The 21,368-nt window shown below is 34.1% G+C and carries 22 protein-coding genes; 16 read left to right on the top strand and 6 right to left on the bottom strand.

The window, feature by feature from the left end; genetic code table 11:
• The 11 genes from ABD940_RS18010 to ABD940_RS17960 all read left to right on the top strand — a co-directional run.
• Positions 1 to 974: RHS repeat-associated core domain-containing protein (locus ABD940_RS18010; RefSeq protein ID WP_345207043.1), on the top strand; the 974-nt coding region annotated here is incomplete at its 5' end.
• On the top strand, positions 974 to 1,330 hold the full coding sequence (locus ABD940_RS18005) for a hypothetical protein (RefSeq protein ID WP_345207041.1): 357 nt from the start codon (positions 974 to 976) through the stop codon (positions 1,328 to 1,330). The genes ABD940_RS18010 and ABD940_RS18005, both read left to right, overlap by 1 nt.
• Before the next feature lie 381 nt (positions 1,331 to 1,711).
• Complete coding sequence (locus ABD940_RS18000) at positions 1,712 to 2,620, top strand: RHS repeat domain-containing protein (RefSeq protein WP_345207038.1); 909 nt, start codon at positions 1,712 to 1,714, stop codon at positions 2,618 to 2,620.
• 2 nt (positions 2,621 to 2,622) lie between these two features.
• Positions 2,623 to 3,111, top strand: coding sequence for a hypothetical protein (locus tag ABD940_RS17995; protein WP_345207036.1), 489 nt, complete (start codon positions 2,623 to 2,625; stop codon positions 3,109 to 3,111).
• 53 nt (positions 3,112 to 3,164) lie between these two features.
• Positions 3,165 to 3,632, top strand: a complete 468-nt coding sequence (locus ABD940_RS17990; protein ID WP_345207034.1) for a hypothetical protein — start codon at positions 3,165 to 3,167, stop codon at positions 3,630 to 3,632.
• 648 nt (positions 3,633 to 4,280) lie between these two features.
• Positions 4,281 to 5,099 (top strand): hypothetical protein, encoded by an 819-nt coding sequence (locus tag ABD940_RS17985; protein WP_345207032.1) that lies wholly within the window; start codon positions 4,281 to 4,283, stop codon positions 5,097 to 5,099.
• A 159-nt stretch (positions 5,100 to 5,258) separates the two neighbouring features.
• Positions 5,259 to 5,657 (top strand): hypothetical protein, encoded by a 399-nt coding sequence (locus tag ABD940_RS17980; RefSeq protein ID WP_345207030.1) that lies wholly within the window; start codon positions 5,259 to 5,261, stop codon positions 5,655 to 5,657.
• Between the two features lie 12 nt (positions 5,658 to 5,669).
• Positions 5,670 to 6,401, top strand: a complete 732-nt coding sequence (locus ABD940_RS17975) for a CsgE family curli-type amyloid fiber assembly protein (protein ID WP_345207028.1) — start codon at positions 5,670 to 5,672, stop codon at positions 6,399 to 6,401.
• A gap of 11 nt (positions 6,402 to 6,412) precedes the next feature.
• Positions 6,413 to 6,823, top strand: coding sequence for a curli production assembly/transport component CsgF (locus ABD940_RS17970; protein ID WP_345207025.1), 411 nt, complete (start codon positions 6,413 to 6,415; stop codon positions 6,821 to 6,823).
• 28 nt (positions 6,824 to 6,851) lie between these two features.
• Entirely contained in the window at positions 6,852 to 8,216 is a 1,365-nt protein-coding gene (locus tag ABD940_RS17965) for a CsgG/HfaB family protein (RefSeq protein ID WP_345207023.1), read from the top strand.
• A gap of 11 nt (positions 8,217 to 8,227) precedes the next feature.
• On the top strand, positions 8,228 to 9,739 hold the full coding sequence (locus tag ABD940_RS17960; protein WP_345207021.1) for a carboxypeptidase-like regulatory domain-containing protein: 1,512 nt from the start codon (positions 8,228 to 8,230) through the stop codon (positions 9,737 to 9,739).
• 221 nt (positions 9,740 to 9,960) lie between these two features.
• On the opposite strand, the gene ABD940_RS17955 is transcribed toward ABD940_RS17960, so the two are convergent.
• The 6 genes from ABD940_RS17955 to ABD940_RS17930 all read right to left on the bottom strand — a co-directional run bounded on the left by ABD940_RS17955 (position 9,961) and on the right by ABD940_RS17930 (position 16,062).
• Positions 9,961 to 10,608, bottom strand: coding sequence for a response regulator transcription factor (locus tag ABD940_RS17955; protein WP_345207018.1), 648 nt, complete (start codon positions 10,606 to 10,608; stop codon positions 9,961 to 9,963).
• A gap of 228 nt (positions 10,609 to 10,836) precedes the next feature.
• Entirely contained in the window at positions 10,837 to 11,304 is a 468-nt protein-coding gene (locus tag ABD940_RS17950) for an OsmC family protein (RefSeq protein WP_345207016.1), read from the bottom strand.
• A 269-nt stretch (positions 11,305 to 11,573) separates the two neighbouring features.
• Positions 11,574 to 12,992, bottom strand: coding sequence for a T9SS type A sorting domain-containing protein (locus ABD940_RS17945; protein WP_345207014.1), 1,419 nt, complete (start codon positions 12,990 to 12,992; stop codon positions 11,574 to 11,576).
• A 66-nt stretch (positions 12,993 to 13,058) separates the two neighbouring features.
• Positions 13,059 to 14,621 (bottom strand): Rne/Rng family ribonuclease, encoded by a 1,563-nt coding sequence (locus ABD940_RS17940; RefSeq protein WP_345207012.1) that lies wholly within the window; start codon positions 14,619 to 14,621, stop codon positions 13,059 to 13,061.
• Between the two features lie 362 nt (positions 14,622 to 14,983).
• The gene (locus tag ABD940_RS17935) at positions 14,984 to 15,274 is read right to left on the bottom strand and encodes an HU family DNA-binding protein (protein WP_027388329.1); all 291 of its coding nucleotides are present in this window, start codon (positions 15,272 to 15,274) and stop codon (positions 14,984 to 14,986) included.
• 140 nt (positions 15,275 to 15,414) lie between these two features.
• Positions 15,415 to 16,062 (bottom strand): LuxR C-terminal-related transcriptional regulator, encoded by a 648-nt coding sequence (locus ABD940_RS17930; RefSeq protein ID WP_345207051.1) that lies wholly within the window; start codon positions 16,060 to 16,062, stop codon positions 15,415 to 15,417.
• A gap of 202 nt (positions 16,063 to 16,264) precedes the next feature.
• Here ABD940_RS17930 and tssO point away from each other — a divergent pair, with 202 nt between their 5' ends.
• From tssO to ABD940_RS17905, 5 genes are all read left to right on the top strand, one after another.
• Positions 16,265 to 16,801, top strand: coding sequence for a type VI secretion system TssO (gene tssO / locus ABD940_RS17925; protein WP_345207010.1), 537 nt, complete (start codon positions 16,265 to 16,267; stop codon positions 16,799 to 16,801).
• Between the two features lie 11 nt (positions 16,802 to 16,812).
• The gene (locus ABD940_RS17920) at positions 16,813 to 17,340 is read left to right on the top strand and encodes a type VI secretion system transmembrane protein TssO (protein WP_345207008.1); all 528 of its coding nucleotides are present in this window, start codon (positions 16,813 to 16,815) and stop codon (positions 17,338 to 17,340) included.
• A 69-nt stretch (positions 17,341 to 17,409) separates the two neighbouring features.
• Positions 17,410 to 18,318, top strand: coding sequence for a PKD domain-containing protein (locus ABD940_RS17915; protein ID WP_345207006.1), 909 nt, complete (start codon positions 17,410 to 17,412; stop codon positions 18,316 to 18,318).
• A 49-nt stretch (positions 18,319 to 18,367) separates the two neighbouring features.
• Positions 18,368 to 20,767, top strand: a complete 2,400-nt coding sequence (gene tssR / locus ABD940_RS17910) for a type VI secretion system protein TssR domain-containing protein (RefSeq protein WP_345207004.1) — start codon at positions 18,368 to 18,370, stop codon at positions 20,765 to 20,767.
• A 92-nt stretch (positions 20,768 to 20,859) separates the two neighbouring features.
• Positions 20,860 to 21,363: a DUF4280 domain-containing protein gene (locus ABD940_RS17905; protein WP_345207002.1), complete on the top strand. Its 504-nt coding sequence runs from the start codon at positions 20,860 to 20,862 to the stop codon at positions 21,361 to 21,363.
• The last annotated feature ends 5 nt before the right edge of the window (positions 21,364 to 21,368 follow it).

Genomic DNA, 21,368 nt, shown 5'->3' with positions numbered 1-21,368 from the left:
GTTTTGGAAAAACCAGCGCAGGTGCTCTTGAGATTGTTGATGCTAATGATTATTATCCTTTTGGGATGAATCATTTGAAGAGTGGAACTTCTTTCTTTGGGACGAGTTCTTATAAGAATTACAAGTACAACGGCAAGGAGTTGCAGGAAACTGGGATGTATGATTATGGCGCGAGAATGTATATGAGTGATATTGGGAGATGGGGAACTGTAGATCCGCTGGCGGAGAAGATGACAAGGTATAGTCCTTATAATTATGCGTTTAATAATCCAATTCGATTTATTGACCCGGATGGAAGAGCTCCCGAACAAATAGAACCTGGAAGTCAAGCAGAATGGAATAGACAAAAACAAGCTGTTCAGGCTCAGCAAGCTTCAGCGATGGCTGTAAATTTTTTAACCAATGGAGCATTTTCGGATAAAGTTCAAAGTTTGACCACTACACTTAACAATATGAATACACTAGAAGCAAGTACTCAAGTGTACAGTTTAAGCAGTATTAGTTCTTCAGGAATTGGAGGAACAACATATGATCCTAGTACTGGTAATATCGTTTTTGCGTATGGAACAGATGCTAATTTTGTACACGAAATGACTCACGGAGCACAATTTGAATCTGGAGATATTGGTTTTGACGGAACTACAGGTGATGTAGTTGCTCAAGATATAGGAGATGAAGTTTCAGCATATAAGGCACAATATTTTTATGATCCTTCTTCAGTTTCGGGATTACCTTCAACATCGGGAACTACTGTAAATTCAGCTAACGATATTACTACTGGTTGGGTACAAGGACTTGATGGAGGCACTTTATATAATCCCGGAGGTAGAACGAATACAGCCATTGCACCATTAAATGTAAATTCGACAAAAACTGATTTGATTAATGCTTATCCTCATAATGCAGCTACGTTGAATACCTTACCCAGTACTTTTACTCTTAAAAACGGTTACCCAAATATAAAAACTAAGTAATGAGAAAATTAGGAATATTTTGTTTGTTTTTTGTTATATGCTCTTGCATGACAAAGAAAAACCTATATGGCAATTATCAATATAAAGGTGTTTCGAATGGTTTTCCAAAAGAATATAATCTTTTAATAAAAAAAGATAGTTTTCATATATCGTACAAATCTCAAGACGCTTCTCCGAAATGTATAGGTAAGTGGGAAATTTTACAAGACACCCTACATTTAAAATGTAGTAAAGAAAACGTAGTTACTAAAATGCTCTCTAATGGTTATATGAATCAAAGAGATTATAAGCTTAAAATAATTGGAAATAAAAAACTTATGATGTTTAAAGAAAATATTATTTTAAATAAAAAATAATGATTCTTGGTAATTTGACCCGCTGCGCAAAGTTTGTAACTTTGAGCGAATAACAATGAAGCCCCCGCAATTTGCGAGGGTTTTTGTGGTCACGTATCAGAGTTAGTGATGAAAGATTTTTAATAATCAACGTATTGAATTTCAGTAATAATTAAAAATCTGATAAACAAAACAAGAATAAGTATTTCCCTGCTCTTGTTTATTTTTGTCGAAAAAAGCATACTTAAATGATTGAATGTCATTCTTTTAGTGATATTGAAAACTATTGTCTTAAAACCCTTTATAAAGTACTGATTGAAACTATTTTATTTTTATGTTAATAAATTTTGTGGAGATAATCAATATATTTACTAGTATAAAGATCACTTGGGAAATGTGAGGGTGAGTTTTGGAAAAACCAGCGCAAATGCTTTAGAGATCGTAGACAGTAACGATTATTATCCTTTTGGTATGAATCATTTAAAGAGTGGGACTTCTTTCTTTGGGACGAGTTCTTATAAAAATTACAAGTACAACGGAAAAGAATTGCAGGAGATGGGTATGTATGATTATGGAGCGAGGATGTATATGAGTGATATTGGTAGATGGGGCGTGGTTGATGAACTTGCTGAGAAATTTAGTAGTCATAGTCCTTATAGTTATGTTGTTAATGACCCTATTAATGGGATTGATCCTGATGGAAGAGATGTAATATTTCTTGCAGATTCCAAAGCTGTTCCTGTTGCAGGTCACGGTGCTGTAATTGTGGGTAATGAAAAAGATGGGTGGTATTATTATTCAATGAATGGAACTGGTGAAGGTTCAAAACCTTTCGGTGACTCTAAAAATCCTGATATTGGGACATTTTTAGGAACAGGATTAAGCCCCAAGCAAGCAATGATAAAGGCAAATACAATTAATCCAGCTCCAAGTGAAAAACACCATTATGATAAATTTGTTACCGTCAAAACAACAAAAGAAGAGGATGTTAAGATAAAAACAGCTGCTGCTAAGGCCGCAAGTGCAAAAAAATATAAAGTAATTGGGCAATCTTGTGCTTGTGTAATGTTGGATGCTCTTAATGAACTTAAAGATATAAGATCCAATAATGCCTGGTATGTACCAAAATTTAGAGATCCAGCTCCCAATAATATTATGGATTATTTTAATAAAGAAAAAGTAGGAGGAATCAATCATTTAAATAGATTTTTTCTTCCTGCTGATAAAGAAATACAAGCTCGAAAAGTAGGAAAGCTTGAAGTCGGTCCTCTTATTCCTGATGGAGTGGATAACAACAATAGAGCTCGATAGTTATGAAAAAAGTAGTTTTTATTCTTACAGGCATTATTATACTTAGTATATTTTTGTACTATGCATTTGGTTTTTTTTCTTCATGTGTTGGTTGGTATGGTTACCAAAAATGGAAATATAGGGGTGGCACTACAACAATTGGAGAATCAAAACAAAGAAAAGTTTTTGTAAAAGAATTGAATTGTAAAATCGTTGATTCTGCTAATTTGAAAGGCTTCTATTTTAAACCTTATATTGAAAAAGGATTTAAATATGGTTATCATTCTATGGAAGATACAAGGATAGATAATTTTTCACACTATCCTTATAATTTAAGTTATGAGAGGAATATAAAGGATTCTATTGTGTTGAATATTTTTCCAGAGGATAAAAAAAAATTAGATAGCTCCGATGTAGTATGGGGATATTTAAGGCAGCCATACTTAAAAGATACTATTAGAATTGAAATAGAAGGAATGGGAAAGCAGAAAGGAATAATAAAAATATGGTAAATGTAACCATTACAAAAATAGTGTAGGTAATAATACTTATCTAACAAAATCATATGAAGACATTAAAAATCTACAAGATTAGTTATCTCTTTTTAGCTTTCTTTATATTTTCCTGTAAAGAAAACAAGCAAGATAAAATAAGATCAGCTTTTGCTGGAGAAACCAGTAAAAAATGGTATGCCTATAGTATAGACAGTATCCATTGTTCTCAAGCATTTTACCCTTTTAGAGTAAGAGAATTTTTCAAAGATGGGCGGCAAATTCAATACATTAATAACTATACTACTAAAAATTTAGATACTATACCCAAAGATGACTTATATAATCCTGAAAAATGGTTTGTTATTAATGATTCTACTGTTAGTATTGGATCTGTAAGAAATTCTAAAAGTGGATATTATCATAAAGATAATAGAAAAATACTTTATTATAATAAAGACACTATTATTTTACAGGGTACAAAACGCAATAATTATGAAGGTGTTTTAATCCTCACACGATATAAAGAAAAAGTTAAATAACATAAACTCTAGCAGTACACTATTTTTGTAATTCACTGCTAGAGTTATTTAACTTGGTAGTGTATCAAATTTAGCGATGACAATTTTTAAGTAGTTAAATCATTGAAATTTAACAAACATTAAGATAAATTATTAATAACACGAGTAAGGAATTCTTACTCGTGTTTGTTTTAACCGAAAAAAAATCGCCTGTTTTATTGTAAGCATCCTTAAAAACTAGACATATAAGATTAGTGATATGAAATCTTTTGAATATAATAATCAAAACAACCCGAATCTTCACAAACATAAATAAAAACAATAATTCTAAAAGATTTTAATATAAAATATGTACAACGATTTCCTACAGCTTACTAACAGGAGTTATGGAATATTGACTTTTGAAATGATTTAAAGTGTTGATTATTAATTTATAATGTTTAAATCTTTAAATTGTAGTAAGAATATGTTTTCTAAAAGATACTTTTTAATTTAGAATTCATCACCGTATTTTCCCCTAATCAAAATCCGTGATACCACAAAACCAGCAAACAGTGACAATTTCAGACTATAATCAGTGATTTTTAAAATTTACAGGTTTATCGTGGTTCGCGCAGTTGGTTTAGATTCTACCTTTGTCTCACTATTAACCAATTAATTTTTACTAAGATGAAAAACTTTATTACAGGTGTATTTACACTAATGGCCATGAGTTTTACTTTTGCACAATGGAATGTTGACGTGAGTACTCAAAATGGAAACATGAACGTTGCTACTGTTGACCAAACAGGTCTTTTAAACGTAAATCAATTGAATCAGGATGGAAACCGAAACACTGCAGATATTGATCAGGTAGGAGCTTTAAACACAAATGACGCAGAAAGTATAGGAAACCGAAACTCTATTGATGTAGATCAAACGGGTGTCGCAAACGCAAACGTAACAAGCCAAACAGGAAACCGTAATGTTGCTACAACTTGGCAGGTAGGTATGCTGAACTCTACGGAACAAACACAGATTGGAAGAAGAAATGAAGTGTCTTCCACACAATGGGGTACTTCAAACACAGCTTATCAATATCAGGATGGAAGAAGAAACGACGCTTCATCTTTCCAATGGGGTGATAGTAATGGAGCACTACAGGTTCAACTTGGTAGAAGAAATGACGCTTCATCTACGCAGATTGGTAATACAAATTTTTTATTGCAATATCAGGAAGGAAATGATAATAGTGCAACCAATGTTCAACTAGGTGATGGAAATATAGCTACAACTTTACAAATTGGAAATGATAATATGGCTATGGGAACTCAGGTAGGAGACAGTAATTTACTGGTACAATTACAAATAGGAGATGGAAATATTGCCTTAGATTCTCAAACAGGTGACGGAAACATCGCTGTTGTAAGCCAAACTGGAGATAATCATATCCATGTAGGAACTCAAATGGGAAATAATAACTCTTTAATGGTTAATCAATCAAATTAGTACTTCTGTAATCTGAAGTAGAGGAGAGGCTGCGGTCTCTCCTTTTTATTTTTAATTAAAATTTTTAAAGTAACGGTAAACCGTGATTTTTAAACATTACCAATTAGACGTGTTTTCTGCAATTCTTTAATCGACTAACTTTAGATAAAAATTAATACCATGTTTAATTTGGGGTGGAGTGTCTTTACACTTTTCTTTTTCGTGTCTGTAAAATCTCAGCAGATCGATTGGGACAAGATCAACAGCAATAGCGTTCTCAACATTATTGCCGCTCAAAATCCTAATCAGGCTACTTCCTATTCCAATATCATTCAAATAGGTAACGGTAACAGTGCGGAGCTTTCCATTAATGCTAAAACTGATATTACAGTGAAACAGTTGGGAGATTATAATACACTGCTATTTGTCAATTCATTCACTGATACGGAAACGAAAACTGCAATTACTACCCAAGGCAATAACAATATTATTGATATTACAGGAAGTAACAGCGTGTCTGAAGGATTACAGATCAATGTAAAAGGAGACAACAAAACCATCTTCATGAGAAACTATTAAAACATCAATGTGATGAAAAACTTTCCCTCTTTGACTTTGTGTACTTTTTTTATCTTCTTTTCTTTCGTCGTTTATGGGCAGGAGGATAAAAAAGTCACAGCAAAAATAGAAAGTACAACTCTCGAAGATCAGATCAAACTAAAAGCTGTGGTCACAAACAATACAGCAATCTATCAGGAGCTTAATTATCTTTTGATTTCCATTAAAAAAGGAAATGGCGGAAATCTTTCAAATAATAAACAAAACGGTAAATTTTCAATTAATCCTAATGAAGTAAAAGTTTTATCCGAAATTAATGTAAACCTCGAAAAAAAAGACGCCCTAAAAGCTTTTCTCTATATAAAAGATGAAGAATCGCAGAAGCTGATCGCCAAGGATAGTCTGGAACTCAATAGTGATCTGTTTAAAAAGAAAGTTGCTAAAATAGAAGAAGATGTTTTCTTTGAGTTAAAAGGTTTAACGATAGACGAAACCAAAAGCAAAGTAGGTAAAGACTTCTACGATCTTTTTTATATACAGTACAGTCAGATTCCGGATAAAAGTAATTCTGCAGTCACTGTCTCAGAGCTTCCGGTTCGCGGAACAAGCGGACAGATTAATATAGAGATCGAAGACAAAGTTGTCTACAGTTTTATGACAAATCCAAGCGAAGATTACCTTAAAGAACAGTTAGTAGCTACTTTAAAATATATAAAAGACTTCAATGCCAAGAAAAACTTAATTAAAAATGAATTTATATACTAAAAACGCCAGCCATGAAAACTTTTATAATTATTTTCACCATTACCGCGGGAACTTTCCTCGGGAAATCCCAACAGCTCGTTTATAAGCCCATTAATCCGGCTTTTGGTGGGGATACATTCAATTATCAATGGCTTCTGAGCTCGGCAAACGCTCAGAATCAGTTTGATGACAAAAAAGATTATAACAGTTTACTGGATAATTTAAATTCTCTAGATAGTTTCACGCAAAGCCTTAACCGTCAGGTTTTAAGTGAATTGTCCAGAAAATTGTTTGAAGACCAGTTCGGTGAAGGAAGTATACAGCCAGGAAATTACCTTTTCGGCTCTATGTATTTACAGATTACCACTACCGCACAAGGACTGTTGATTAATATTTTGGATACAAATACAGGCGATCAGTCTGAAATTATTATTCCGAAATAAAGAAAATACCTAAACCAATTTTTTTAACATGAGATCCAAAACTTACACCAGAATTTTTTTCTGTGTGATTATTCTGTGCATTTTACAAGCCTGCAGTTCTATGTTCGGGTTGCCTTCGAATCCTGAACGATCTACCTTAGGCGAAAACACAGTCTATACTACAGAATTAAAAAGTATGCCATTACCCAAAGAGAAAATTGTAATCGGAGTTTACAAATTTCGGGATCAGACAGGGCAGTACAAACCTGCAGAAAACGGAAACAACTGGAGCACAGCTGTTCCGCAGGGTACAACAACCATTTTGATCAAAGCATTAGAAGACAGCAAATGGTTCATTCCCATCGAAAGAGAAAACATCGCCAATCTTTTAAATGAAAGACAGATCATCCGTTCCACAAGACAGGAATATCTGAAAGATGCCGATAAAAACAGCCAGGCTTTACCACCACTTTTATATGCCGGAATTTTACTGGAAGGAGGAGTTATTTCCTATGACAGCAATATTATGACCGGTGGTTTGGGAGCGAGATATTTCGGAATTGGTGCTTCTACACAGTACAGACAGGACAGAATTACCATTTATCTTCGTGCAGTTTCTACCTTGAACGGTGAAATTCTGAAAACCGTTTACACCTCAAAAACGATTCTTTCCACAAGTATCAACGGTAGTTTTTTCAGATATATTGATACTGAAAGATTGCTGGAAGCTGAAGTGGGTCTTACTCAAAATGAGCCGGTTCAGCTTGCCGTGACAGAAGCTATCGAAAAAGCCGTAAAAGGTTTAATCGTTGAAGGAATTAAAGATAAAATATGGGGAAAATCTGTAGACGATGTTTCCAGTTATCAGACAGTAATCGATGAATACGACAGAGAACAGAAAGACAATGTAAACAGAGTCATCGGAAATAAATTTACAGGCAATTACAGACAGAATTTTGCTGTTTTCGTAAATGTTGAAGCACAAAAAATCAAAGACGATTATGTAAATCCTAAGATGAATATCGGCGGAAAAATCGGCTTTAAATATTTTATGAGCCCAAGTTTCAACCTTGAATTCAATTCAAATATTTTCACGCTAGAAAATGAAAATATTGTAAAACGTACATTCTTCGTTCCGGAAGTTAATATCGAATATCTTCTTTTCCCTAAATATAAATTTACACCTTATATCTACGGGGGAGCAGGAGTGATGTATTCAGAAATCAAACCTCAGTACAAAGGACAGTTTGGAGGCGGTTTCGAATATATAATTGCCAAAAATGTAGGTTTGAGAGCTTCTTCTCAGTATGATCTTGGTTTTAAAGATAAATGGGAAGGGTTGATAAATGGTCAGAGAAAAGATCAGGCATTACGATTTGCGTTGGGACTTAATTTTTACATCGGTAACAAATAAAAACATGAACTATGAAAACTTTATTTAAAATTCTCAGCATATTCATCTTTTCCCTTTGTATGATTTCCTGCAATGAAGAACTCGTAGATCAGGCTCAAACAGGAACCCTGAAAGGAAAGGTAGTAAAAAGAGGAACAAATGCACCGATTGCCAATGTGAAAATTTTTACTTCACCAAGCACACAAACGGTTTTTACAGGAGCCGACGGATCTTTTGAAATTGCAGGAATGCCTGTCGGAAATTATTCTGTAAAAGCAGAGCTTACAGGCTATGTTACGAATTATCAGGCAGTCAATATTCAGACTCAAAATCAGGCGGTAAGTGTGGTTTTTGAAATGGAAGATGATGAATCTTTAAATTCTCCACCAACTGCACCATTATTATTAAGTCCGGTTGACAATGCCGTCAATCAGCCTTTGAGTGTAGAGTTGACATGGAGCGCTACAGATCCCGATGCTACAGACGTTTTGAAATACAATGTAACCATAAAAAATAATGTGAATACCAATGTTGTTCAGGTAAATGATTTGACAGCGACACATTATACCTTATCCAATTTAAATTACGGAGTAAGTTATTTCTGGCAGGTTTCAGTTTCAGACGGAATTCATCCTCCGGTTTTGAGCGTGATCAGTAAATTCACAACGAATACTGTTCCTACAAACCGCTATCATTATGTGAGAAAGCAAAGCGGAAATCTCGTGATTATGTCAAGTGATGCTTCCGGAACGAATTTCCAGTTAACGAATCCTTCTTACAACAGTTGGCGCCCGAGAAAAAATAATAATTCGGGATTGGTCGCTTTTTTAAGAACAGAAGGTGGAAGTAATCATATTTATACTTCAAATCCTGATGGCTCGAATCCTTTTAAAGTAACGACTGTTCCCGTTGCAGGCTTCAGAAATGATGAACTCGATTTTTCGTGGAGCACAAACGGACAGGAACTTTTGTATACCAATTTTAATAAATTATACAGAATCAATAAAGATGGAAGCGGACTAAGCTTGGTTTACACAACGCCCGACGGAAGTATGATTTCCGAATGTGACTGGAGCTATGACGGAAGCAAAATAGCTTTAAAAACTAATGACTATAACGGGTATAATACAAAAATCTATGTCATAGATATGTTGGGAAATGTTTTGAAAACAGTTCTTACAGGAACTCTCGGAGCAAGTGGCGGACTGAATTTCTCTGTTGACGGACAAATGCTGGTCTATTCACGCGATGTTTCCGGATATCAAGATACTTCCGGTAATTACAGACAGCTGGATTCTCATGTTTTTGTATATAATTTAACGACAAGCACGAGCTACGATATTTCGCTGGAAAGCGATAAAGTGATGGGAACGAATGATCTCGATCCAAGATTTTCTCCAAACAATGCACAGGTAATTTTCATGAATACTTCTAATGATAACATCTCCCAACGGAATGTTATGGTTATTGATCTGAACAGCTCGATGACGGATCTCACTAGAGCTGTTCTTTTCAGTAACGCGGAAATGCCGGATTATGAGTAATTCTTTGTGAGTGGTCGATTTTGCTCTGCAAATAAATACTTTGGTAGTGAATCTTGAATAGACAAGTTTTTAAAATTCATGATTCACATTACGAAGCAAAATCGGCCATTCACTTTTTAAATTGATTTAATAAGAACATTTTTTGATTTTTTCATGGTATATTAAAAAGAAATTCCAAACTTACGGGTTTGGAATTTTTAGTTAATTAAGTTGGTTGTTTGTCAATCTATGATATGATTTTCAAGCGCATATTTTACAACCCCTACTGAGTTTTTTACGTTCAGTTTTAAAAGAATTCTTTTTCTGTGTGTTTCTACCGTGTTTATACTTATGAAAAGTTTTTCTGAAATATCTTTGCTGCTGTATCCGTCGCAGATCAATTTAAGGATTTCCATTTCACGTCTGGTCAATGGATCTTTGATATGGATTTTACTTTGATCCTGTTCGTTGCTGATAAAATTGATCATTCTGTCTTTGGCGTGATCGCAGATATAAATTTCATTAAGAAGCAGAGCCTGGATGGATTTTATGAATTCATCGTAGCTGCTGTTTTTATCAAGATAGCTTTTGATGCCTTTATTGAATAATTTTCGAATATCGATAATGTCAAAATCACTTCCTATAATGATTATTTTAATGGATTTGTTTGCCGAAGTGATATTTTCTACCGATTTGTAAAGATCTGTAAAAATAAGCATGTTTGAACTTATCATGAGAAACTCGGGAGGATCATCTTTTAGGAGTAGTTTGAGGGCTTCAGGACAGTTGCAGATATCAATAGTAGTGAAAATGCCACTCTGGCCGAGAAGTTTAGAAAGCCCTTCTGTATACAACAGCGGCTCGTCAAAGATGGTTAATCGGGGTCTCATTAGATTAGTTTTAGTTATATATAAAAATATGAAAAAAAATTCACTTTTAATGTAAAATAATTAAAAAATTCACTTTTATATCAAATAAATAATTAAAATAATGTAACTATTTGTGATAATTTAATAAATAATTCCCTTTGAGTAGAGTTTTAATGCAAAATTTTAGAGTTATCGTTGTTAAAACGCTCTATTAATAGTGGTTTTGGATATTGCAATGTAATAACCAATTTATTTAATTAACACTTTTGGGATATTTTTTACGGGAAAATTAACTGAGTTGGCAATGAAACAAAATTCATGGGCTTTGTGATGAAGTTCTTTTGCTTTTTCAATCATTGATTCTTCGGAAACAGTTACAATCGGATTCAATGTAACTTCCGAAAAATGACCACTTCCATTTGCTGTTTCTGTCATAATTCCTGTCGCATTATCAACATAATCTGTAACAATGATTCCTGCTTCCGAACAAAAATGAAGATACCACAACATGTGACAAGAAGACAGTGATGACAAAAACATTTCTTCAGGATTGTATTTTGTTTTATCACCACGAAAAGCCGGATCTGAAGAACCTTCAATTGTCGGTTTATTTTCTACCGAAATGGTGTGGCTTCTTTCGTAATCGCGATAATTGCTGGTTCCGGTTCCTTTATTTCCTGTCCATTGGATGGTAGTTTTGTAATGGTGATTTTTCATTTTATTTAATTAATAATTGATTCCTTCCTTCCTTCCATTTCCAATAGAGGTTTATTAATAATTCTATTTTCGCAAATATCACTTAAATTTTGGGGTTTTTGAAATCCTGAAATTGATTTATGTAGAAAAGTTCTGCTTTGCAATATGCAAGAAAAAATCAATTGCTTGAATTTGTATAACATCCGTATGTAAATGTAATATTAAATAAATCGAAAAATCCCCGTAAAAACACGGAGATTTTGAATTTCATCAATATAATGATTCTATTATTAAAGTTTTATGATCTTTTCGGTCACAGATTTTTCATTATCAAAAGTTACTTTTGCAAAATAAACTCCTTTTGGAAGTTCAGAAATATTTGAATTATTTTCTTTTATAGTTTTAATTAATTTTCCGTCAAGAGAATAAACTTCTATTTTACTTACCTTTTCTTCCGATTTATAAACTAGGTTTTGCCTCACCGGATTTTCAAAAGATATAGTAAGACTGGTTTTTGTAACATCAGCGGTTGATAATGTTGTAGTATTAAGTAAATATTTTACAATTGCTCCCCCTACATTTGAAATAATATTATTGTTATTAACAACCATTTCTTCAATATTGGCAAATGAACTGTCAGGATAATAACCAAAATCAGATGCTATAGAGCCGCTTTGAGTGAGTTTTGTAAAAAAAGTAGGAGATTCGTCTGAACCATATGGAATGTATGGATGGGATGATTGGTTTCCTCCAATGTAATAATATCCATTTTTTTCAACAATACTTTTAGCTAAAGCATTGGGATATATTGCAGATAACGCACAATTAAATGTGCTATCAAGAGTTCCATTTGGGTTTAGTCTAAAAATTTCATTACCCGTGGAATTTGATTTTGAAATAAGAATCTTATTATTGCTGTCTATAATTGCAGTACCCAAAGGTGCAAAATCCAAATTAGATTGTAAAACACCATTATTACCAAAGCTCGTTAACGGCTGTCCATCAGGACTGAATTTCTCAATAACACCATTGCCAAAGGCTGAATTGATCTTAGTTAGGCAGATAAGATTAGATTGATTATCTATTAATACAAACGCACCATAATAAAAGTTTCCCTGAATAGCTACAGAACCATTGTTTCCAAAAGAGGTATCGATACTTCCGTTATTATTAAATCTATATATAGTAGTAGAAGTATAAACGATTATTTTTCCATTTTGTAAGATTAGTCCTAAAGAACGACCATTTGCATCACTACCAACACCATTAGGTGTTGTTGAAATACCATTGGTTCCGAAGGTAGCATCTAATTGTCCGTTTGGAAGCATTCTATATATTATCCCTACCTGACTCGAACCGGAAACCCCGCCATTAATGTTGCCATAACCAAAAATTATTAATTTTCCGTCAGGTTGTACTTTTGATTGACATTGATAGGTGTAATACGGTAATTGAACTTTTCCATTGTTTCCAAAATTTGAATCTAAAATTCCATTAGTTGTAAGTTTATATACAAATGTTTCAGTACCATTCGGGATAGAATAAGATGAATAAATACTGCCATTAGAATCTTGAGCCATATTCCATGCATAAGTAAAATTGGCTACGTTAGATACTCCGTTTAATGCAAAGGCAGGATCTTTGGAAATAATTTGCGCAAAGGCAATCTGTACTGCAAGAAGCAGAGCAAGTAATAATTCTTTTTTCATTGTTGTTTTTTATGAACAACAAATATAAAAAAAACCTCCAGAAAAACTAGAGGTTAAAATTTTGTATTAATTAGAATATCCAATCAATTCTTCTTTTTTCGAATTGTAAATCCTGTATTCTAAGTACTTAAAAGAATCCCTTGGAATAACGTTCACCCATTTTTTGTATTTTCTGAACCATTTCATCTGAATACTGTTTATCAAACCTTTTGTAAGGTAAGCTTCCACAAATGGATGTACATGCAGGTAAAGTTTTCCTTTTTCCTTTTGCATGATGGTTCTCAGGGTTTCGCCCATTCTTTCTACAATCACGATCGGAGCTACAATTTCTCCGTCTTTGTTGGGATTTTCTTCTTTGGTGTCGATTTGTTTTTCCGGACGGTTTCTTTGTCTGGTGATTTGTATCAAACCGAACTTACTAGGCGGAAGAATTTTATGGCGCGCTTTATCACGGCTCATTTCTACCCTTAGATGTTCGTACAGATCTCTTCTGTGATCCGGATTCGGCATGTCGATAAAATCGATCACAATGATTCCACCCATATCACGGAGACGCAGTTGTCTTGCGATCTCGGTTGATGCCATTTTGTTCACGTTCAGTGCGTGTTCTTTATTGGCAGTATTTCCGGCTGTGATATTATTTCCGGAGTTTACGTCGACTACGTGTAGTGCTTCTGTATGTTCTATGACAAGATAAGCACCTTTTGAGCTTGGAATGTTGACGTGTTTTCCAAAACTTTGTTTGAGCTGTTTTTCAACATTGTAATATTCCAGAAGAGGAATATGAGAATCGTAAAAATGGACAATGTTTTTTCTTTCCGGAGCAATTACTTCCAGATAGTTTTTCATTTCTTCAACCATTTGTTCGTCATCACAAGTGATACTTACAAAATCTTGGTTGAAATTGTCTCTTAAAATAGCTGAAGCTTTGTCATCTTCGCTTAAAACTCTTGACGGAACTTTATTTTTCTGTATATTTTTAAAAGTAGTTTCCCATTTCTGAATCAGCTGATTCATGTCATTGTGCAGGTCGGCTACTTTTTTACCCTCGGCTACGGTTCTTATAATAACTCCGAATCCTTCAGGTTTAATACTTTCAATCAATGTTCTCAGTCTCTCTTTTTCTTCAAAGCTTTTCACTTTTTTAGAAATCGAAACTTTATTGTCGAAAGGTATCAGTACCAAAAAGCGCCCTGTTAAAGAGATCTGAGTAGAGATTCTCGGACCTTTTGTAGAGATAGGCTCTTTGGTAATTTGTAGTAAAACAAGGTCATCTTTGGCGATTACTTTGTCTACGGTTCCGTTTTTATCTATTTCGGGCTGTATCTCGAAATTTTTTAAGCTTGATGTGCTCTGTTTTTTGGAAATAGTATCTCTCAGAAACTTTCTGTAGGTAAGATATTGTGGTCCCAAATCCTGATAATGCAGGAATGCATCCTTTTCGTATCCAATGTTTACGAATGCAGCATTAAGGTTGGGCGCCAGTTTTTTTACTTTTCCAACAAACAAATCTCCAACTATAAAATCGCTTTTGTCCTCTTGCTCATGAAGTTCACATAGTCTTCCGTCTTCCAGCAGTGCAATCTTTGTAAGATCATCTTCATGCGAAACTATTAGTTCTTTCTTCATTTTGTTTGTAAGATAAAATTGTTAAGATTGTAGGAAAAGATTGTGTTTTTCATCAAATAAATTTTAACTTTAAGTTAAGAATTACTTCTGAATAAGCAGTAGTTTTTTTGATAAAAATAAACTTTCTTTTCCTTCGACATCTTATAGTTGCAAAACAAAATATAGTCGGTGAGGCTTTAAAACTTAAAATCACCAACTATATTTTTATATTTTAAATCGAGAAAAAGAGATTATTTCTTCTTGTGTCTGTTCGCTCTTCTTCTTTTCTTTCTCTTGTGTGTTGCAACCTTGTGTCTTTTTCTTTTCTTTCCGCTTGGCATAATTATAATTTTTTAGTAACTAGTTAATATTCAGTTAATGTCTTATTTTACTGTAACTTTCGTTTTTACTTTCTCCACAAAAGATTTTGATGGCTTGAAAGCAGGAATGTTATGAGCAGGGATTTCAATTGCAGTGTTCTTAGAGATGTTTCTTCCCGTTTTTGCTGCCCTTGTTTTAATGATAAAAGATCCAAAACCTCTTAGATAAACGTTATCTCCATTATACATAGAAGTCCTGATTTCTTGCATAAAAGCCTCTACAACTTTCTGTGTTTCATTCTTTTCGGTTCCCAACTTGTTTGAGATGGTGTTTACCAATTCTGCCTTTGTCATTTCCTTATTTTAATTTTAAATTTTAGGTGTGCAAATTTAGTTAAAAAAATTGAATATTAGCAAATTAGTGGCAAAATATTTTTTGATAAGAGGTTGAAAATTTAATGTTTACTCAAGATTAAAATAATATTAACTCACTTTTACATGCTGGAATTGTAGTATCCATTCTCCACACAGAAGCGGATGAGGTGAAGTTTTGTCTTTAGTCCGAGCTTTTCTGTAAGGCGGTTGATGTAAGTATCAATGGTTCTTGTACTGAGGTTCAGTTTTTCGCCTATCTCTTTGTTACTGAAGCCTTCATAGCAGAATTTCATCAGTTGGATTTCGGTCGATGAAAGCTCTTCCTGGCTTTTTTTTTGGCGATCCATATAATCCTGAACTGCCAAAGGCTGCTGTTCCCACTCTTTTGAGTAAGCCTCATAATCAAAGCTGTCGGAAGTTATTTTTCCTTTAATAATATCTTTGATGACATTACTTTTTTTCTGACAATAATAAATATTTGGAATTTTAGAAAGAATTTCCGCCATATCTTCCTGATAAGTCCCGGAATAGGTAATGATTGGGGTTTCGGTATCGCTTTTTCTGATGTATTTTATGGCTTCAATTCCGCTTAATACCGGCATAAAAAGCTCTACGATAAATACGTCTTCCTGCCTTCTGTAATTTCTGCTGATAAGCTCGTGGCCATTGTTGCAGTCATTAAGAAGCATGTAAAACGGGTTTTCGGTAAGCGTCCTGATCATTATTTTTTTAAAATAAAAATCACTGTCTGCTATAGAAAATCGCACAGTATTAGTTAGTATTTTACTCACTTTAATATCGATTTGGTGACTGATAATTAAAATTCAGGTCACTAAATTAGGAAAATATGATGAAAGTGAAAATTAATCTTAAATTAATTAAAAGAATAGTATTATTTCACTTAAAATCTTAAATTTTGTGAATAAATTATTTTTTTATAAATTCACAGACCAAACAAATCACAAACATATGTCTTCGAATCGGGAGAAAAAATTAAACAAAACGGACGTCACGGTAGGCATTTGGAAATTTGTTCTATCGTTTATTGCTTTATCAGGTGTTTCTTTCATCTGCGTATTTTTCTTTTTCAAAAGCTATGATATTCAGAGAGAAGGAATAAAAAAACAAGCGGATGACTACCGCGAATTACTTACCAGAAGCGACCTTCTGAGGATTCATGTAGACAGTATTCTTTACAGGATGGATCAGCTTGACATCAATAAGGTGGATAATGACATTTTCCTCCGAAACTACATCATGGACAACGTAAGAGACGCTAAAAACATCATGGGAAAGGATAGTGTGGACAATTTTAAGCATTATTCTGTCTTAATGAAACACATCGAGCCCATGCTCGCTTTAAAGAACCAAATTGTAGCTGTTTCTTACAAAGAACAGAATGCTTTGCGGGATTTGAGCGAGTGTAGAGGAAAAGTAGGAATCGTAAATAGCGAACTGAGAGTAGATCCTACAAGAAAATTTACAGGAAGCAGACGTAGAAGATAAAAACTAAAATCATGCAGGGACAAATCACACTATCGAAAAAAGAAAGACATTATCAGTTTTTATATTTGATCTTAATGCTTTTCGCAGCACTTATTTTTTTGGGAATCATATTTTTAAAAGGATTTGAATCTCCGTTTTCGGATGAAGATATTATTTCGGTTCAGAACCTTGAGGAAAAGGCAAAATTTGATCAGAAACAGAAATTTTCTTACAAAACTTTAGACAGTACATTTTCGATGATTAATCGATTGACGGATGAAGCGCCGCAGCCTTTCGTAGAAAATAATATCATGTACGGAATCAATGATGTTGCAAACTATTTTCAGAATGGAGATAATATCTCAGACATCAGAAAAGATGCTTATCCGCAGATTGCGAAGTTTTACAAGATGTATTTTAACGATAAAAAAATTATTTCAAGCAAGACTGAGAATATCAAAAGTTTCGAAAAACAATTTGATGAATGTTCGATTGGCTTTAAGGAAAAGAAAAGTCAGCTTTTCCAACGCGAAACCGCTTTGAAATCCAGAACCCAGTAATATGGGAAATTGCAAACTAAGGAAGAAAAATCACACACGAATAAAACACACATCACACAATCATTAACTATGAATTACTTTCAAAAAAACAAAAAAAACATTATTATTGGCGTTATCGCGACTTTGCTCATAGCTGCGTTGGTTGCACTATGGCTGCAGAAGAAGGTGATACACTCTGCCGATGATATTGTCGGGGTTGTCTATCCATCTTCCGTAAAAGTAGGGGATACACTTTTGTTTGAAGACAAGACCCAATTCGCAAAAACCAAAAGATGGAATTTTGGAGATGGTACATCGAGCGATAAAAACAGTGGAATCCACTTTTACAATAAACCGGGATATTATCAGGTAACTTTGATTATTGATAATAAATATTCTAAATCTTTTCCCGTAATGGTTTCTGCAAGAAGTCTTCCGAAGCCGAAAGATTCTACGAAATCTAAAACTTTGATCGATGCTCAAAGTCAGGCAATGCAGTTTGAAAATGTACAGTTTCGTGCAATTTCCGAAGGCACACAATTCACATGGAAGTTTGGGGAGACCGGAAATATCGATTCCAAAGATAAAATGGCAATCTATTCTTACAAAAAACCTGGAGATTATGTTGTAACGCTTTATACGAACGAAAGCGAAGAGCCAATTTTACATCAGATTAAAATTCTTCCTTACTACGACGCATTGCAGGATGAAGTGAGCGTAGAAGATTCTTATGCTAAAATTGATAACGATTTTAAATATCACCTACAGCAGATTGCCAACGGAAACAGTTTCAATATGCATTACAATTATTTGTTGAAAACATATCTGTGTAACAACGAAAATACTGTGGTAAAAGTAAGTGACAGTAAAGTAAATAATTTTTACATGTATTGCGCAGGTCTTCAGTTTGATAAAAATACGATCATTCAGACTGTAAAAGTAAACTTCGATGATACACAAAACTGCGTAACAAAAGTTGATATAAACCAAAGTAAATAATTTCTCGTTCAGAATTTTTTTGAGCGCACCAATCATTAAATAAATTAGGATGAAAAATAAATTTCCTCTAGCAGCATATTACGTAGGAGTTTCGGTTTTACTGGTTAGTTGCCAGGTAAAATTGCCGTCGAAAAGAACTCCGGAGCCTTCACAATACGGACAGGTCGATAATTCGCCTGTTGTAAATGGTTTTCCTAAAAAATCAGTTCCTTGGATCGCTATTTCAGACAGATCCAGAAATACGGCATATTTAGATAAAAGTGATGAAAAATCGTATAAAGAAGTTAAGTTTTTAGAACCGTTGATGGTTTTGAAAAACAGAGACGGAATGGTAAAAGTAGCAGAATACATTCCTGATGCTTTAATGAAAAAAGTTTCGTCCAAACAGATCAAAACATACGGTTGGATTCCTGAATCGGATCTTCTTCTTTGGAGCAATTCTCTAAAAAGTGAAAGAACAGGTTTTCCTGTAAGAGTTGCCGTTTTACCAAGTAATAGCGAAGTTATCCGAAGCTCTGAAAGGTATTATAAAAATGATTCGATCATGGTATTCAATTCGCCAAGTCTGATCGAGCAGGCAAATGTGAAAATTCCAAACGGACAGGTTGTTTATGTTTACAAGCAGGCAGAAAATAACAAAAGATTCTTGGTTGGAAAGAAACCTACGATTGATATAGACAGCATCAGTACAAGTTTGTACGGTTGGGTGAGCTCCAATGTCGTTTCAGCTTGGGGAGAACGTTCTGCTGTTAAAATGAAAAATACGACAGGTGTCACAGAAACTGCTCTAGGTCTTCACGAAGGTTCTCCGGGAGGAAATGAAACGGAAAACAGGACTGCAATTTTGTTGACAGATGTTAATAAAAGAACACCTCTTGAAAATATTTATCCGGTGACTTTACCATTAAACGAAGCCCCGACTCCTGATTCTAAAACGAAATATTTTACCAATGTTTTAGATTACAGCAAAAATTATGTTTTCAATGTTTTGGGTGAGCAGATTTATTTTGACCGTTACAGAGAAATTACAGAAAGAAATAAAAGAATCAATATTGTTTTCACTTTAGACATCAGTGCGCCGAATGCGCCTTATGCTCCGATTGTAAAATCTTTATTGCAGGATTTACAGCTTAGATTCGAAAAACCTTCTTATTTTAATCAGGTAAAATATGGAGTTGTTTTATATAAAAATAATTCTTGCGGAGACAATGTTGCCGTTTCAAATTTAAGTACGGATTATAGCAAGATTACAAAATTCATTGATGATAAGACCAATGAGATGAATTGTACAAGCAATAGCGGTTATCAGCCTGTAAATGAAGGGTTAATGGCGGCTGGAAATCTTCTGTCAGAAATTCCGGATGAAACAAATATTGTTGTAACAGTAGGAACTTCAGCAAACCAGAGCGGAAATATGTACGGAGTGATTAATTCTTTAACGCAAGCTCAGGCAAGAGTAATTATGTTCCAGACAAGCGCAAGATCTTCAGATACTTACAATGATTTTGTCTTAATGGCTGAAAATGTAGTGACAAATACAGCAAAAAATATCGCCGAATTAAAGAAACAGAAAATCATTAACCAAAATGATGTTTTAACTAAAAATAATTTCAATCTGGTTGAAGGTGATGAAGGTTTCTTCTCATTGGATTATCCTAAACAAAGTATGGCTCAAGGTTTTGTTATTTTCCCTAAAAAAGGAGACATTGCAACGCCGGGTTATCTTAAAAAATCTGTTGACAGCTTAATTGCTCAGGTTACTTTGGATAATACGACGCTGGACAAATCTTTAAACGAATATTTCCATTCATCAGTAGGAGCGGGAAGAACAGATGTTGATTTAAAGTACAAATATCTATATCCGGGACTTACAAATCCGGTTCCTGCAGGAATTGCAGCTCAATTGATCAATTATGGAAGTCCGTTTTTGGTAAAAGGATATATTCCAAAAGAATTGAAAGATTATAAACCCGGATTGGAGAAAGGGATATTAATTTCTGAAACTGAATATGATAATTTAAAGTTATTCTATACGGAAGTTTATAAAAATACTGGTGCAGAAAGAGCTGATTTCAGCCAGTCAAGTGCGGTGAATGAGTATGTGAAATTGTTGAAAAAATATAACCCGACAATAAAATTCCTTGACAAAAGCGATCTTTACAAACAGCCGATGTCTTACGCGGTGGGAATCAGTACAGGATTTGACCTTTCTGAGGAGGAAATCATGTCAAAATATATGTTAAAAGGTTGGAAAAAACCTAAAATTGTGACCAAAGAAGCGGTAAGAACTTACTTTAAACACTATAAAGATCTGGCGGAAAGAATGTTGTCGCACAGAAACGATCCGGCTGTGAAAATTCAGCAAAACGGGCAGACTTTTTATTGGCTTAATGAATACTTCATGCCGACAATGTTACCAACAGAAGAACCCGAATATACTAAACATTAGTAACTTATAATGTTAAAAAGCGGAAATTTTTTCCGCTTTTTTATTTTTTTAATGTAATTTTTTTATCTTTACCATACCCAAATCGCATAAATATGTCACAGCAATCATCACCTCATGACGGCAAATATTTTGTTGTACAGAAAGGTAAAGCCCAATGTAATCAGGGTGATAAATTTCCTCAATATAAAGTCACTGCACATCAGAAGCATTTTTGGAATGACTCTGACGGAAATGCAGATTTTCTCGGTGTAACCGAAGATGATCTTCAGTTCAATCCTCCCGGTCCAAGTTTCGGACAATGTAAACTGAAGCCAACTTCCGGTGGATATTTGCCATGTTCTTATGCTCCAGCCGGAAAATGGCAGAAAACCTATGATAAAGTAAAGATCATGGGCAAAAAGATCGTAACCGAACTTTCTGAACTTCAATGTGTCATTGGCGGAAAAATTACCATCAATGATCACGGACAACGTGGACAGATGAGCAAACAGAATGTAAAAAATGCCGACAGTAAAACGGTACAGCACATCAATTCGCTGGTGAAAATGCAGGATTTCAAAGAGACGGTTCTGGAAAGTGAATTAGACGCTTATTAATTTTT

Source organism: Chryseobacterium ginsengisoli (assembly GCF_039542325.1).
In the GTDB taxonomy this organism is placed as follows: domain Bacteria; phylum Bacteroidota; class Bacteroidia; order Flavobacteriales; family Weeksellaceae; genus Chryseobacterium; species Chryseobacterium ginsengisoli.
This window is presented reverse-complemented; position numbering and strand designations above follow the sequence as displayed.